The organism is Zhouia spongiae (assembly GCF_022760175.1).
Lineage (GTDB): Bacteria > Bacteroidota > Bacteroidia > Flavobacteriales > Flavobacteriaceae > Zhouia > Zhouia spongiae.
Genome location: NZ_CP094326.1, coordinates 789,673 through 805,257 on the forward strand (window position 1 = coordinate 789,673; position 15,585 = coordinate 805,257).

Below are 15,585 nucleotides of genomic sequence, written 5' to 3' on the forward strand. Positions count from 1 at the left end.
TTCTCCTGATAGTCAACCATAGAAATAAATTACATCTTAATGAGCAAACTTTATGTACCCTTACTGGTTTTTATCTTCATAATCATCGGTTGCTCTTCGAAAGAAGAAAACAATGAAGTCCATACCTTAAAACTTTGGTACGATGCACCTGCCAATGCGTTGGAGGAAGACTCAGAAAACGGCTGGAAAAACAACCCGGAATGGCTAAAAGCGCTACCCCTCGGTAATGGCAGCCTGGGAGCTATGGTTTTTGGCGACGTACATACAGAGCGCATACAACTCAATGAAGAGAGTATCTGGTCCGGAAGTCCCGACGACAACAACAACCCGGAGGCTCATAAATACCTCGATAGTATTCGCCGGTTATTATTTGCCGGCAAATACAAGGAAGCTACGGTTCTTACCAATCAGACACAAGTATGCAGCGGAAAAGGATCCGGACATGGAAATGGTGCCAATGTGCCCTTTGGGTGTTTTCAAACGCTGGGCGACTTATGGATTGAAAACCATTCCAAAACACCCTATAGCAATTATTACAGGGATCTGAATTTACACAATGCGATAGCTACTGTAACCTATGAGCAGGACAGCATCAGTTACACACGGGAAATTCTAACCAGTAATCCGGATCAGATACTGGCAGCTTCTTTCAGGGCCAGTAAACCGGGCAGTATATCATTTAACGTTAAAATGAACAGACCGGAGCATTATAAAACCTATGCTGAGGAGCAACAGCTTATCATGAGCGGTGAACTTCCCGATGGTAAGGGGGGCTCCAATTTAAAATACATGGCCCGGCTTAAGGCAGTTGCGAAAAACGGAGAAGTAACATATTCAGACAATGGTATTGAAATAAAAAATGCCGACGAGGTTACACTATACCTGAGCGCATCTACCGACTATGTCCTTGAGCATCCTCATTACAGCGGTCGCAATTATAAAAATAGTACCCTGGAGCACCTCAACAAGGCCGTAAAAAAGGGGTTCAGGGCTGTTAAGGCAGACCATATAAAAGATTACAAAGGTTATTTTGACAGGGTTCGTCTTGATTTAAGCGGAGGAAACATCACTGATATCCCGACAGACCGGCGGGTAACCCGTTTTAAAGACTCTTTACAAGATTTGCACCTCACGGAGTTGCTTTTCCAGTACGGCCGTTATTTGCTAATATCATCATCCAGACCCGGTACGCTTCCGGCAAACCTGCAAGGCATATGGGCTAATCAGGTACAAACTCCCTGGAACGGAGATTATCATACCGATGTAAACATTCAGATGAATTACTGGCCTGCTGAAACCACTAACCTGTCTGAACTTCACCTGCCTGTATTCGACTTATTACAGAATCTGGTAAAACCCGGAAGCGCAACGGCTGCGGTACAATATGGGAATAACGGCTGGGTTTTACATCCTATCACGAATGTTTGGGGATATACAGCTCCCGGAGAAATGGCTTCGTGGGGAATGCATTCTACAGGCGGCGCCTGGCTGTCGCAACATATCATGGAGCACTACGAATTTACCAGGGACACCGGCTTTTTAAAACGGATGTATCCGGTTTTAAAAGGATCGGTCGCTTTTTATAACGACTGGCTGGTTGAGGACCCTAAAACCGGGAAATTGGTTTCGGGACCTGCAGTTTCGCCCGAAAATACTTTTATCACAAAAGATGGTACTGTTGCTCAGATCAGTATGGGACCGTCACACGATCAGCAGGTAATCTCACAATTGTTCAGCGACTACCTGAAGGCCTCCGAAATACTCCATATTAAAGACAATCATACTTCTGTTACCAAAACTAATTTAGACCGCTTGGCAAGAACACAGATAGGTAGCGACGGCCGACTTATGGAATGGGCTGAAGAGTTTGAAGAAAGAGAACCCGGACATCGTCATATCTCGCATTTATTTGCGGTACATCCCGGAGCTGAAATCAACTCGTTTGACACTCCGGAACTTGCTGCGGCCGCAAAGAAATCGCTGGACTACAGAATTAATCATGGCGGTGGCCATACCGGCTGGAGTGCTGCCTGGCTTATCAGTCAGTATGCCCGGTTAGGTGCCGCCGACGAAGCCAGGAACTCATTAAACACCGTATTATCCAAAAGTACAAGTCCGAACCTTTTCGGCTTACATCCGCCATTTCAAATAGATGCCAATTTCGGTGCCACAGCCGGGATAACCGAAATGTTGCTCCAAAGTCATGCCGGAGTCATAGAATTATTGCCTGCACTTCCTGGTGACTGGACTTCGGGCAGTGTTTCAGGCTTAAGAGCCAGGGGTGGATTTACGGTCGATCTAAATTGGGAAAACGGGAAGCTTACTCATGCTAAAATCAGGTCTGACCACGATCAGTCATGTACTATTGTTTACAACGATCAAAAAGTCACCGTAGATGCAAAAGCCGGAATCTCTTTTAATCCGTTAAAATTATAATCTGTCGCTCATCAGACATCAAAAAACCTCTTCCTCAACACATCAGGGAAGAGGTTTTTACATTTATCATCTTATTTTCTGTGTTTTAAAAGCATATACAACAAGGCTGTAAATGCAATAATACTTACGGCATACATAACCTCCGGTATATTATCTATTCTGCTCTGGTAATACCATCCGGAGAACAAGGCTCCCAGTCCTATTCCGGCCTCCAGAGCAATATACATGGTGGCTACAGCCTTACCCCGGGCGTGTTTCAGGCTCATGTCTATGGTCCAGGCATTTAACGAAGGAGACAATACTCCCATGGCTATTCCGTATAAAACAGCACCGGTAATAAATAGCATCACAGATGTTGCCAAGCCCAGCAGCAACATAGACGCTACCAAAACCAGCAGTCCGATAATGATTAATATTTTGCGGCCGTAATAATCCGAGGCTTTCCCTGCCACGAACCGTACCAGCAATGACGAAACGGTAAAGACTATAAAAAACATCCCTTTATTCCCTATACCCAAGTGGGCTGTCCAGTCCGGAATCAGGGTCAGGATCACTCCAAACGAAACATAAACAAGCAATACTACCAACGCTGCGGGCAGGACTTCGAGCGCAATAACGTCACTCCTGTTGATTCGCAATAAAGACCATTTAAACTTTTGCTTAGGCTGCAATGTTTCTTTCATGTTCAGGATGACCAGCATAGACAGAAAGGCACAGACTGAAGAGGCATAGAACAATACGTTATACGAATAATTCATTTTAATAAAACTCCCCAGGGCAGGTCCGACTGCCATTCCGGTACTGTAAAACAAACTTTGCATGCCGATGGCCGCCCCCCACGATTGTGTCGGGGTTATATCGGCAACATAAGCCGAAGTTGCCGTCGGTTTAAATCCTGTCGAAAAACCATGAAGCAGTCGTAACAGCAAAAATCCAAATATGGTATGTACCATCGGATACAGCATTCCGCATATGACACAAACTATGGTTCCGAATATCATAATCGGCAACCGCCCAATCGTATCGGTGAGTTTACCGCTAAACGGACGCGACAAGCCGGCCGTAAGGGTAAACAACGAAATGATAAACCCGATATACTTTGCCCCTCCCAAAGAAGTGAGGTAAGCCGGTAACTCAGGGATCAGCATATTATAACTGGCAGAAAAAAGGAGCGAACTAAAACAGACCAGGCCTAGTTTTAAGTTATATACAGGGTGGGTATTACCCGACATTATGAGTTTTTTCATTCTTATTTTTATTCATTTACGAATTATACGGGACTTGATTTCCATAAAAAATAAATCGATCTTTACGGCAAAGTAACAACAATACCCTTTCCTTAAAAAGGACAAATGTCCCGAAGAAAAAATGATTCGTAAAAACCTGAAATTATTACAGTACCTGATCAGGACATTCCCTGAAAATAACGAACACAATATTTCTGTAGTAAATTATCACCCGGGTGAAATTATTCTGGATCAGAATAAACGGGTATACAGTGTACATATCGTTAAAAAAGGAATCGTAAAGTGCTACCTCACCGAAGATAACGGCAACGATTTTATACAGGAGTTCTTTGGTGACGGAGAGCTTTTTGGTGAAGTAGAGGTTATTAAAGGCGGACTTAGCTTTTGCAAGATAGAGGCCATAACTCCCGTAGAGGTCTTTTTAGTTTCCGAAACAACTTTTACTTCGTTGCTTGAAACTAACAGACAATTTAACCGGCTCATCCTGGAAGCACTCACTAATAAAATACAGTATAAAGCCATCCGTCATGCATACAACCAATCGCATACCATAGAAGACAAGCTTATACGCCTGCAAAATGAGTTCCCCCAGTTATTCCGGAAAATATCGAAGTCAGACATTGCCAACTATTTAGGCATTACCATCAGAAGCCTAAACAGGACCCTCAACGCTATGGACAGTTAGAAAATAACTCCCCGCACGAAACAGGCATAACAACGACATCTATTCAATGGCAGTATTTATAGCATACAATCGATATTCTCCAGAGCCACTTCAACATTACAGCACCTCCTATACAACACGTATTTAACACCTTAGGGTTAATAACTTTTTCCCTTCATACTAAAAACCGTTACTTTTTAATCGATTTTTTTCATTACATTTACCGTCCCCAAGTACCATTAACAAATTACACCAACCCTAAAAACTTACTATACCGGCTATGAACATTGACTACCTAAAGGAGAGAAACTCATTGGTTATCCACTATGAGATTACCCAACAATACCGGATCGTTTTCATCATTTTTGTATTAAATATCATCAATGCATGTATCAACCTCTATATTTTGAAAGATAGCAGATGGGGGGTTTTTGAAATGCTCTGGGTGACTATTGGCATGGCTTCGGTGGTTATGCTTATTTATTACAGTTTGTCTTTCTATCAGAAATCCAAGGTGAATTATGTGGAACTAAACGACATAGAAGCGCTGGTCGAACGGACCTTTTTTGGAAAAAAGAAATACAGTCTGTTACTGGTAGATGGGAGTAAAAGACATTTTTCGAGACTCGCAACACCCCATGAAATGACCCGCACCAAAGAGTTGTTTAAAACCATCGGAGTGAGGACCATCAAGGGATAGCGGTACCATTTACATGATTTTCCATCCGGGACTAGCTGTAAAAGGTCTGAGGTTTCCGAAGAAGATAAAAGAATGCTTCCCTTTTAGAACACTTTAATAATGATTTCCGGCAGCACAATTAATTCCCTGCATCGGACACATCATATTTCATTGTGATTCACTAAATTAGGACATACTTTTAAACCGTTACGGTATTGCGGGTTAAAAGCTTAATGGCAGAACCTATGGCTCATCTTAAAAAAATAAGTGACATCATTTTGTGGCTTGCCCGTATTTTGGCAGCTATTGTCATTGCCTTTATATTGTTCTTTTTGCTGACACATCTATCGAATAAAGGCAATACCGATAACCAAGCGATTCCGACCAAAGATGTTCTTGCTTTTATTTTATTTCCGGTGGGGACACTCTTCGGACTTGTTCTTTGTTTTATCAGAGAACGTGCCGGTAGTATTATTACCCTAACGAGCATGATTATTTTAATGATTATCAGACCCGATCTTGCTTCTAACCACTTATTGCTTAGCCTTGCCTTTATACCGGGATTTTTATTTTTTATTCATTCGTTTTTAAAAGACTGAACGGATACTTATTACCTCCATACGCATGCTTCGGATATTTTTTCTTGATTATACATCCGGCATCATAGTTACTACATTTTAGAAGCTGGTTTTTATTGTTACAAAAAATGTCTCCCAATCTGCAAAGGTTTTGTATAACCAACTATTTCGTCCTGTAACTCTGCTTTTTCATCAAATACATTTTTTTACATAACCAAAGGCGTTAGTGATGTTTATAAACACTAGCCGTAAATAGTTTTAAGCTTATTGCGGAAAACCGTATTGTTTTTCTGTTAATTTCTGTTACTTTCGAAAATGTTTATGCTTCTTATTTACAAATACGGTAGCTGAATCAGTATCGCATATCGCAATAAACACTGGGAATAGCCCGATAGTTATAAAGATTTATAAACGTAAGGCGCGTTTATACAAACATTGGCATTCATTATGACGAAACCCTAGAACTAAATAAAAAATATGAAGAAAGTACTAACGCTATTGATAATCCCTATCATTATTATAAGTTGTAAAAACAGAAATGACGGATTTACAATTACAGGATATATAGAAGGGATTAAGGATAGCACATTAATCAAACTGTATGATATTGACCGTCAATTCAATATTGATTCAACCTATTCTTCCAACAGAGATTTCACTCTGAAAGGGAAAGTCGAAAACCCAACAAGTTGCAGGATTTATGCAGAAGGACAATCGACAGTAATTCAAGTTGAGAATGTAGAAATGACATTTAAATCATCAATCAATAATTTAAACCTTGAAAGTAAAGTTTCTGGTGGCAGGGAACAAGAATTACAAAACGAACTTAAAAAACTCCAACAACCACACGACATAGTTTATTTGGGAGCTTATGATAGCCTTATGAAAAAAGATTACACAAGTAATGTTGAAAAGCAAAAATTGATTAAACGGTTCAATGAATCTCAATCAGCTTCTCAAGAAATTTATGTCAATTTTGGAAAACAACATCCGGATTCATATTTAGGTTTAAAGATTATTTATATGAACAGAAAAAGTATCCCAAAAGATTCATTAAAACTAATTTATCAAAACTTAAAAACACAATATAAAGAAACAACAATCGCCAAAGCATTAGGGATATTTCTATATGAGGACATTGCTAAAACTGGAAGCAAATACATAGATTTTACGGCAAAAACAATCGATAATAACAATTTCAGACTGTCGTCTCTAAAGGATAAATTCATTTATTTAAGTTTTTGGGAAGCTGGCTGTATTCCTTGTCGATTAGAAAATAAGTTTTTAAGTAAAAATTTTGACAGTATTCCCAATGATTTAACTATTGTCAGTTTTTCAATTGGTAAAAACTTGGAATCTTGGAAAAAAGCATCAGCCGCCGACAAAATTACTTGGCATAATGTATCTGATTATGAAGGGGGACAAGGTAGTATAAAAACTAGATACGGTGTGCAGGCAATACCAACTTCTTTTTTGATTAATAAGGAAGGTATCATCATAAAGAAATTTACAGGTTTTAACCCTGATAAGAATTTAATAGATGAACTGAAAAAAGTGATGAACGAAAACAAATAACGAAATACCAACATGGTCACCGTTGCACAACCCATTAGTTTTATAAATACAAGGTCCAAATAAGCCCTTTTAACCGACGGCAGGAATGTCTTTGAATACCCGATCACTTAACTAAAATTGATTGAAAAGCTTCTCCTGATACTGTTTTCACCTTGCATACTACAATATAGATAGCTAAGAAAGGTGATTGGCGACCCTGTGTATAATTTTTGCTAACTTGTGCAACAGGCACAACGTACATCCGCAATTACGGCGGATTCGACTACGTCCGTGCTTAGCCGAAAAACTCCGTATACCTGTAACTGGTGGTTATACGAAGCCTTTGTGTGTAATATAAACTGACCGAGAAATTATGAATTTGAACCAAATAACAGTTCCTTCATTGGATTTGACAAAATCAATACCGTTTTATGAAAAACTGGGACTTAAATTAATCGTGAAATCTCTACCGCATTACGCACGATTTGAATGTCCAAATGGAAACTCAACTTTTTCAATTCATCAAACGGACGAATTACCAAAAGGAGATGGAATCTATGTATATTTTGAATGTGAAAATCTTGACGAGCAAGTTGGCAAAATAAAAAGTGAAGGAATTGAATTCGACCAAGAACCAACTGACCAGAGATGGTTGTGGAGAGAAGCAAGATTAAAAGATGTGGATGGAAATCAACTAATTTTATTTTATGGTGGAGAAAACCGACTAAATCCACCCTGGCGAATAAAAAACTAAAGTTAGAATTGAGAGGCTTAGAAAGGTGCGAATTCTGTTGTGTGGTTACTTTTAGAGAAAAACCCACACCTACCATACTTACCGCTCCACTTTTTGTGTGTTTTCCCACATACTTCAGGCGCTTCTTCAAATTGTAGGCTATAGCCGATACCTGCATATATTTATTGGCCCGGATTTTCTATTTTTGAACAGTAGCTAAATATGGAAGAAGATCAGGTTACTCAACGAGTGACATTAAAGAAAAGAATTTGTCGAAGTTGATCTATAAAAACAGGGCTTAACAACAGCGTTGATTTACAAAAAACACACTGAAGTTGAAAAAAAAGTACATTTTTAAATCGGAAAGGCTTGGATTCCGTAATTGGACAAAAAATGACATCACTGAATTCGCGAAAATAAATTCAGACCCGGAAGTCATGGAACACTTCCCTAAACTATTAAACGAAAAAGAAACGTCTGAGTTTATTGATCGGTTAATAGATCATTATGACAGAAACGGATACAATTATTTCGCGACAGAAGTCATAGACAGTGGGGAATTCATCGGATTTATCGGGCTCGCATACCAGGAATACCCATCTGATTTCACCCCAGCGGTTGACATTGGGTGGCGATTGAAGAAAAGAGCCTGGGGAAAGGGCTATGCAACCGAAGGAGCCAAGAGATGCCTTGAATTTGCATTTGAAGAATTGAACCTGGATACAATTATCGCCACTTGTACAGAACAAAATTCTAAATCAGAAAATGTCATGGAGAAAATCGGAATGATAAAGATTGGAACATTTAACCATCCGAAACTAAAAGAATATCCCGAATATGAAAAATGTATCTGTTACGGAACAAATAAAAGTACCTGGAACCGTTAAAAGCTACTGCCTTATAAATTTAAAGTTAAAGAAAGTTCATACTTTGGATCCTTTTGTTTGCAGTAATTATGACTCATTAAATGATCGGTTAATTAAAGTTAATTCAGATGGGGATATTGTTTAAACATCCCTATCTTCAATATTAATTAACTTTGGCAACTGCGGAATACTTGAATGCGAAATGACATTTAAAGGCTGGAAAAACAAATAGCATCTGATAAAGATTAGAATTCAGTGTAACCATAGAGAAAAACTAAAAACATTTTAAAGATTAATAAGATATGATTATTGAACCAAGAATGAGAGGGTTTATTTGTTTGACTTCGCATCCGGTTGGCTGTGAAAAGAACGTTTTAAATCAAATCGAATATACAAGAAATCAGGGAGCTATTGCAGGCCCGAAAAAGGTATTGGTCATTGGCGCTTCAACAGGTTTCGGACTTGCCTCCAGAATCACCAGTGCCTTCGGAGCCAATGCATCTACAGTTGGTGTATTCTTTGAAAAGCCGCCTTCAAAAGGAAAAACTGCCACTCCGGGGTGGTACAACAGTGCTGCTTTTCAAAAAGAGGCATTAAAGTCAGGAATCTATGCCAAAAGCATTAACGGAGATGCTTTTTCTGATGAGATCAAGCAAAAAACTATCGCCTTGATCAAAAAGGATCTGGGTAAGGTAGATTTAGTGATTTACAGCCTGGCTTCGCCCGTTAGGACAAATCCTAAAACAGGAGTTACACACAGGTCTGTTCTTAAACCTATCGGACAGACATTTTCTAATAAAACGGTAGATTTCCATACGGGAATTGTATCAAATGTAACTATTGAACCATGTTCAGAGACTGATATCGAAAATACTGTTGAAGTTATGGGAGGTGAAGACTGGAAAATGTGGATGGAATCACTTATGGAAGCTGACGCCCTGTCGGATGGTGCCATGACCCTGGCCTATTCTTATATCGGTCCGCAAGTTACTGAAGCTGTTTATCGTAAAGGAACTATCGGAAAAGCCAAAGACCACCTGGAAGCTACGGCTTTTGAAATAGCCGATATGCTAAAACACATAAACGGGAATGCATTTGTATCTGTAAACAAGGCTTTGGTAACTCAGGCAAGTTCAGCAATTCCGGTTATCCCTTTGTATATCTCCCTCTTATATAAAACAATGAAAGAAAAAGAGATCCATGAAGGATGTATCGAGCAGATAAATCGATTGTTCAGGGAACGTTTATATACAACGAGTCGCGAAATTCCTCTGGACGAAGCAGGCAGAATCAGAATCGATGATTGGGAAATGAGAGAAGATGTTCAGAATAAAATTACGGAACTATGGGAGCAAGCCGATACTTCTACACTCTCTGATATCGGGGACTTAAACGGATACAAGTCAGACTTTTTAAACTTATTTGGGTTTGGACTTGAGGGTGTTGATTATTTAGAAGATACGGACGAAAATATACAAATTGACGAATTGGTATAAAACCTCGTATCAATAATAAGCGCCACTACATAAAAACAGGACAAATAATAAGTCCGGTAAAACCCCCAGATGGTATCCGCCTGTTTGGGGGTATTTTATGGATTGGAAAAAAATATTCAAGATCCGTTTACGTTACATTGTAATGTTCGCTTTACGGGGATGGTTTGTATATGTCGTCTTCAATGTATACTTTAGAGAGAATTTTCGTATAAACATTTCATATGAACCCGAAAGTAGATTTCTTTTTTGAAAAAGAGAGTCCGTGGCAAACAGCATATCACAAGTTAAGAAGTATAGTTCTGGATTGTGGGCTTGCAGAAAACTTAAAATGGGGTGTTCCGTGCTATACTTATAAGAAAAACAATATTGTCCTGATTCATGGATTTAAGGGGTACTGCGCTTTACTTTTTCATAAAGGTGCATTGTTAAAAGACACTAATAACATTTTAATACAGCAAACCGAGAACGTTCAGGCTGCACGTCAGCTACGTTTTACAAGCATTACCGGGATCAATGAACTGGAAGCCGTTATCAAGGCATATATATATGAGGCCATAGAGGTGGAGAAAGCCGGACTGGAAGTGGCTTACAAAAAAACGTCTGAATTTAATATGCCCGTAGAATTTCAAAACAAACTCGATCAGCTCCCGGAACTCAAAACTGCTTTCGAAACCTTAACAGCTGGAAGACAGCGGGGGTATTTACTTTATTTTTCAGGTGCAAAACAATCTAAAACCCGGAAAACCCGGATTGAAAAAAATATTCCGAGAATCATGGAAGGCAAAGGCTTAAATGATAAATAAACTTCTCTCTGGAACAAAAAATGCACCAGACCAAAGGCTGATGCATAAATGTTTTGGATAGATATAAATATACCTGCTTAAGACTTCTTAACGTACTTGGTTAAGATAACGATATGTTGCCCGTCTACTTTCCCTTCTATCTGCTCCGGATTGTCATGTACCAGTGATATTCTTCTGACTGCTGTACCTCTTTTGGCTGTAAACCCGGCTCCTTTTACATCGAGATCTTTAATAAGCACTACATTGTCTCCATTTTGAAGTTCTGCGCCATTACTATCCAGATGTTTTGGCTTATCCGGATCTTCTCCATCGCCCATAGCCTTTGCTATTTTTAACTCCTCCTCCTCAAGGTACATCATATCAAGTAAATCCTGTGGCCAGCCCTCTCCCCGCAAACGGCTCAGCATGCGCCATGCCATCACTTTTACCGCCTGATGTTCACTCCACATACTATCGTTCAAACAACGCCAGTGGTTCGGTTCTATCTTATCTGCATCTTCCATTTGTTCTATACAGACTGCACATGCCAGGAGGCTGTTATCGACACCCTCAGACACGGCAGGCGGTACTGTATATATACTTAATTTCTCTTTCGCTCCGCATAGTTCACACGAAGACCGGCTTCTATCCTGTAGTGATTTTAAAACGCTCATTATATTCTGAATTGGTTGCAATATTACTGCTATTCATAACGGTTTACAAGTAATTAAACACAAAAAGGAGACTAAAGTCTCCTTTTATTACTCTCTACCCCAAACAAAAGATTAATTTTTCGACAATTCGGGGACAGATCGGTACAAGTAATCTTCGTGCTTTCCGGTAAAATACTTACCCATCTTTTCTCCGAACTCTTTACGGGCTTCTTCCGATGTAAAATGTGCCTCGAGAAGGGTTCCGTTTTTTTCTAATGCAGCCTCGACAGCGGCCAGGTCTTTTACGACAAATACCTCAATAAAATCGGTTCGGTCGGCCCCCCAGGCATGCATATGGGGATAAAACCCTAAAATATGCTCGTTCTTCATGATAACATTCTCATACCATTCTTTATAAAGTTCTTTGAATTCTTTCATGGTACCATCTTCGGGAAAAGCTCCATGACTTACACGCACATAAGATACCAGCGGTTCTTTTGCTATCTCTTCTCCTTCCGGTTTCATATATGGAAATGACACGTAAATTTCATCAGAGTGGTGATTGGTATAATATGAATCCCTTTTTCTAAAGTACTCTTTACGGGCACTTTCGTCCGACCAGGCGGCTTGGATCAATTCGTTATTCTTGTCCTGGGCTTTTTCTATATTTTCCCAGGAGTCATATACACTAACAAAAATCACCTCCGAATTATCCGGGGTGAAATAATGAGTATAAACTCCGGCATCGACAATCAGATCATTCTTCTTAATAACATTATCGAAGAATTCTTTTTCAGTAGCGATCCAGTCTTTCATAGAACCATCTTCCTTATCGAAATTCCAGTGATTGGTAGTAACTGTAATGTAATATTGAGGTGATTCCTGGGCTTGGGTGATGAATGAGCATAGACATAATAATGTCCATAAAAACAAAATCGGTTGGTTGGTTGTTTTCATTGTTCCAAAATTTAGTTAATAATCAGTTGCCATAGAAGTGGTTACAACTAAATTTGGAGTATGGAATAAAAAGGCAGAAAGTAATACAAATATACAACATAAATCATTAAGACACTGTATTACAGAAACCTACAAGTCGAATAAAAAATATTCTCCCTATGAGGGCCAATATATTTTTTTGATTTTATACACTGTTATTGTTTGTTGAGGCGCATCTCAAGATACTTATTGGTAAAACCAAGTTTCTCATAAAGTATTTTAGCAGGATTATCAGGTTCTACATGCAATGCCAGGCCACCTTCAATTAAACTAATCGTTTTTTCCATGATCTGCTTTCCTACACCCTTTCCTCTTGCAGTCTCATCTACTGCAATATATACGAGTATATTTTCGGGTATATACCCCGACATTCCGGTTTCGTTTATAATAGTGGCACCGATAATTTCACCTTGTTCTTTGGCTAACAGAACAAATCCGCCATGTGCTGTGACCTTATCTTTTACCGCATAATTAAGACACTTCAGGATATCTTCTTTAGGATCTCCATACTGTCCAAGATTATTATAAAGGAAATCTACTATGGCAGATTTTGTTTCCTCATTGGGCTTGTCGTTTGTATTGTATAGAATAAAACTCAACATAAGTTATATATTTAAACCCTCCAAAGTTACCCCTCTTGCTTTAAAATAAAGAAATAATAAATTAATAAAAGACGAAGGTTAATCAACGAACCGTAAAACAAATATTCAGATACATGCAGATAATGCCATAATGAGGGAATAAAACCTTTATTCCCAATTAAAACAAGATATTAAGGCTTTGCCTAGAAACCTCTGAGCTGTTCTTTTTGCTTATTACTGAGTCCTTTTACAACCAAATCATACGAATGGTCTATAAGTTGTTTTATAAAACTGTCGGAAAGTTCATTGTTATTTACGGCCACGGTATTCCAATGCTTCTTATTCATATGATAGCCACCATAGATACTCGAATATTGAGCACGTAGTTCTTCAGACCATTCCGGATCGCATTTGAGATTGACAGACTGATCGCCTTCTTCCCATTTTTTAAGTGATGTAAGCAAAAACATCTTGCCCAGCACTTTAAAGACCAACGTATCCTGATCGAAAGGAAACTCTTCTGTAACGCCTTTTTTAGACAAACAATAATTTCTGATACAATCGATATGCATTAGTTGTCATTTATTGTTTCCCTGATAAGCAATTGTTCATTTGGTGAAATCCCGATTGCCGAAAAATCGAGTTTCCACCCGATGGTCTCTACGATACTCTGAATAATAATAATTGTTTCCAAGGCTTCTTTCCTGGCCGTTTCCATCAGGCTGCTTTCCGGAATTTTATCCATTACAAAATCCTTGGCCTGTTCATTAAGCTTCGATAAATCATCAGGCTTGAACCTGTTCAGCATACCATCCTTAATATCATAGAATTTATAGTTAGGCTCAAAGCTCAACACTTCAGGTTCCGGAAAAGCATGCAACACTATCCGCTTTTTTCGGTTGTCGGCCTCCATTTTAAGTTTTTTCAGGTCAAAACCGATATGCACTTTGGCCTTCACTATCAGCAGGGCTCTTTTCTTGCTGGAAATCATTCCAAAAAGATATCCTTTATCGTGCTCATGGTCGTAAATTTCGGCAAATTCTCCTTCTACCACAACCAGTTTACATACTTTACGTATTTTTTCAAGTAAGATTACAGACTGGGTATTGGTTACTTCCTTGTTCTTTTTTAGTTTAAAGACTGAAAAAAGCCAATACATGCAACCTGCCCCTACCAGAAGTCCCAATGCTATTTGAACAATATCACTCATGTGCGTTTCCTATTTTCCCTAAATGGGTATCGTGAAAAGATGTTGTATATTTTAAACCATATCCTAAAATTCTGTCGAAAGAGGCATGGGAAAAAATGATAATCCCCACAAGCTGTATATATTCATTACTCAGATAGAGTCCTAAAAAATATAACCCTATGGCAATTGCCTTATGATGTAATAAGTTGTATGTAAGCGCTCCAATTCTCGAGTTTGCCACATACCCTAACATTCCTATATCCGGAAGAAGAAATAATATCAAAAACCACCACCATTCGAATGACAGCCGGTTAAACAGGCAAACACCCAGAAAGAACATCAGCAATTCTTCTATTTTAATGCTATTCTTCATCGTCTTCTATTTGATATAATATGGGTTTGCTGGGCGAAGCATCATTCTCGAAAGGCGCAATCTGGATATTCAAAAAATAAGAACCATCTTTTATATGGTTCGGTACAAATATAAATTCGGTTATTGTAGCGTCATATCGTTTTATCCCTTCGAAATTCCAAAAGGCCTTATGAGCCAATAATCTCCCTTCATCTTTTTCTTTATCAACAGAGGGCAGGTCTATCAATAAATGTTTCACTCCTTTTTCTTTCAGGAAATTTGCCGCTGCTTCTTCCAGATATGGCGGATTCGTATGCGCATACTGTTTGTTTAATTTATCTGTATAGTTCGGTAAAGTCCTGATGACAACCGCTTCCGGTCTTTTGCCATGCAAGGCTACTTTTAGTTGTTGAGCCGGTATCACAAAGTCTTCCCCTACCTTTCCGGGGGCTACCGTTACCACCTCTGCCATAAAAAAAGATTTTTTCAACTGCTCATTTACCGAAAAAAATTCTTCCGTAATATGCCCCAGACATTCTGTATGTGTGCCATGGGCATGTGGTATAACATTAATAGCATTAAAGTTTGTCGTTGCGCCCGCGGAAATGGCTCCGGTGAAATCTCCGTCTTTAACCGGCTCTATTACCGGGGGGCCTACATACCAGGCATTGACATTATGCTCTCCATTTCTTATGGGAATCGAAATATCGATAGGGTTATTAAAGTTGATCGGGTATTTTTTGTTTTTATAATGGATAATTGCCTTCAATCGTATCTTT

At 39.0% G+C, this 15,585-nt stretch carries 17 protein-coding genes; 9 read left to right on the plus strand and 8 right to left on the minus strand.

Going from position 1 to position 15,585, the window contains the following annotated elements; all coding sequences use genetic code 11:
* The first annotated feature begins 39 nt into the window (after positions 1-39).
* The gene (locus MQE36_RS03470; RefSeq protein ID WP_242937780.1) at positions 40-2,436 is read left to right on the plus strand and encodes a glycoside hydrolase family 95 protein; all 2,397 of its coding nucleotides are present in this window, start codon (positions 40-42) and stop codon (positions 2,434-2,436) included.
* Positions 2,437-2,507: 71 nt separating this feature from the next.
* Here MQE36_RS03470 and MQE36_RS03475 read toward each other — a convergent pair whose 3' ends face one another.
* Positions 2,508-3,683 (minus strand): MFS transporter, encoded by a 1,176-nt coding sequence (locus tag MQE36_RS03475; RefSeq protein WP_242937781.1) that lies wholly within the window; start codon positions 3,681-3,683, stop codon positions 2,508-2,510.
* A 121-nt stretch (positions 3,684-3,804) separates the two neighbouring features.
* Between MQE36_RS03475 and MQE36_RS03480 the strand changes: the two genes are divergently transcribed.
* The 8 genes from MQE36_RS03480 to MQE36_RS03515 all read left to right on the plus strand — a co-directional run bounded on the left by MQE36_RS03480 (position 3,805) and on the right by MQE36_RS03515 (position 11,056).
* Positions 3,805-4,368: a Crp/Fnr family transcriptional regulator gene (locus MQE36_RS03480; protein WP_242937782.1), complete on the plus strand. Its 564-nt coding sequence runs from the start codon at positions 3,805-3,807 to the stop codon at positions 4,366-4,368.
* A 259-nt stretch (positions 4,369-4,627) separates the two neighbouring features.
* Complete coding sequence (locus MQE36_RS03485) at positions 4,628-5,047, plus strand: hypothetical protein (protein WP_242937783.1); 420 nt, start codon at positions 4,628-4,630, stop codon at positions 5,045-5,047.
* 224 nt (positions 5,048-5,271) lie between these two features.
* The gene (locus MQE36_RS03490) at positions 5,272-5,625 is read left to right on the plus strand and encodes a DUF7670 domain-containing protein (protein ID WP_242937784.1); all 354 of its coding nucleotides are present in this window, start codon (positions 5,272-5,274) and stop codon (positions 5,623-5,625) included.
* Positions 5,626-6,081: 456 nt separating this feature from the next.
* Positions 6,082-7,179 (plus strand): TlpA disulfide reductase family protein, encoded by a 1,098-nt coding sequence (locus tag MQE36_RS03495; RefSeq protein ID WP_242937785.1) that lies wholly within the window; start codon positions 6,082-6,084, stop codon positions 7,177-7,179.
* Between the two features lie 352 nt (positions 7,180-7,531).
* Complete coding sequence (locus MQE36_RS03500; RefSeq protein WP_242937786.1) at positions 7,532-7,912, plus strand: VOC family protein; 381 nt, start codon at positions 7,532-7,534, stop codon at positions 7,910-7,912.
* A gap of 314 nt (positions 7,913-8,226) precedes the next feature.
* Positions 8,227-8,778, plus strand: coding sequence for a GNAT family N-acetyltransferase (locus MQE36_RS03505; protein ID WP_242937787.1), 552 nt, complete (start codon positions 8,227-8,229; stop codon positions 8,776-8,778).
* A gap of 281 nt (positions 8,779-9,059) precedes the next feature.
* Positions 9,060-10,253 carry an enoyl-ACP reductase FabV gene (gene fabV, locus MQE36_RS03510; protein ID WP_242937788.1) on the plus strand — a complete coding sequence of 398 codons (1,194 nt, stop codon included), beginning with the start codon at positions 9,060-9,062 and terminating at the stop codon, positions 10,251-10,253.
* 221 nt (positions 10,254-10,474) lie between these two features.
* Positions 10,475-11,056 carry a YdeI/OmpD-associated family protein gene (locus MQE36_RS03515; protein ID WP_242937789.1) on the plus strand — a complete coding sequence of 194 codons (582 nt, stop codon included), beginning with the start codon at positions 10,475-10,477 and terminating at the stop codon, positions 11,054-11,056.
* Positions 11,057-11,133: 77 nt separating this feature from the next.
* On the opposite strand, the gene MQE36_RS03520 is transcribed toward MQE36_RS03515, so the two are convergent.
* The 7 genes from MQE36_RS03520 to MQE36_RS03550 form a co-directional block, all read right to left on the minus strand.
* Positions 11,134-11,709 (minus strand): PhnA domain-containing protein, encoded by a 576-nt coding sequence (locus tag MQE36_RS03520; protein ID WP_242937790.1) that lies wholly within the window; start codon positions 11,707-11,709, stop codon positions 11,134-11,136.
* A 111-nt stretch (positions 11,710-11,820) separates the two neighbouring features.
* Positions 11,821-12,645 carry a hypothetical protein gene (locus MQE36_RS03525; RefSeq protein ID WP_242937791.1) on the minus strand — a complete coding sequence of 275 codons (825 nt, stop codon included), beginning with the start codon at positions 12,643-12,645 and terminating at the stop codon, positions 11,821-11,823.
* Between the two features lie 194 nt (positions 12,646-12,839).
* A complete protein-coding gene (locus tag MQE36_RS03530; protein WP_242937792.1) occupies positions 12,840-13,286 on the minus strand; it encodes a GNAT family N-acetyltransferase in 447 nt (148 codons plus the stop codon).
* A gap of 182 nt (positions 13,287-13,468) precedes the next feature.
* A complete protein-coding gene (locus MQE36_RS03535) occupies positions 13,469-13,837 on the minus strand; it encodes an MmcQ/YjbR family DNA-binding protein (protein ID WP_242937793.1) in 369 nt (122 codons plus the stop codon).
* Positions 13,837-14,475 carry a DUF4230 domain-containing protein gene (locus MQE36_RS03540; protein ID WP_242937794.1) on the minus strand — a complete coding sequence of 213 codons (639 nt, stop codon included), beginning with the start codon at positions 14,473-14,475 and terminating at the stop codon, positions 13,837-13,839. The genes MQE36_RS03535 and MQE36_RS03540 overlap by 1 nt, the downstream gene beginning before the upstream one ends.
* Positions 14,468-14,827, minus strand: coding sequence for a DUF4260 domain-containing protein (locus MQE36_RS03545; protein ID WP_242937795.1), 360 nt, complete (start codon positions 14,825-14,827; stop codon positions 14,468-14,470). The genes MQE36_RS03540 and MQE36_RS03545 overlap by 8 nt, the downstream gene beginning before the upstream one ends.
* Positions 14,817-15,575 carry a cyclase family protein gene (locus MQE36_RS03550; protein WP_242937796.1) on the minus strand — a complete coding sequence of 253 codons (759 nt, stop codon included), beginning with the start codon at positions 15,573-15,575 and terminating at the stop codon, positions 14,817-14,819. Before MQE36_RS03550 ends, MQE36_RS03545 begins: the two co-directional genes overlap by 11 nt.
* Positions 15,576-15,585: the final 10 nt, after the last annotated feature.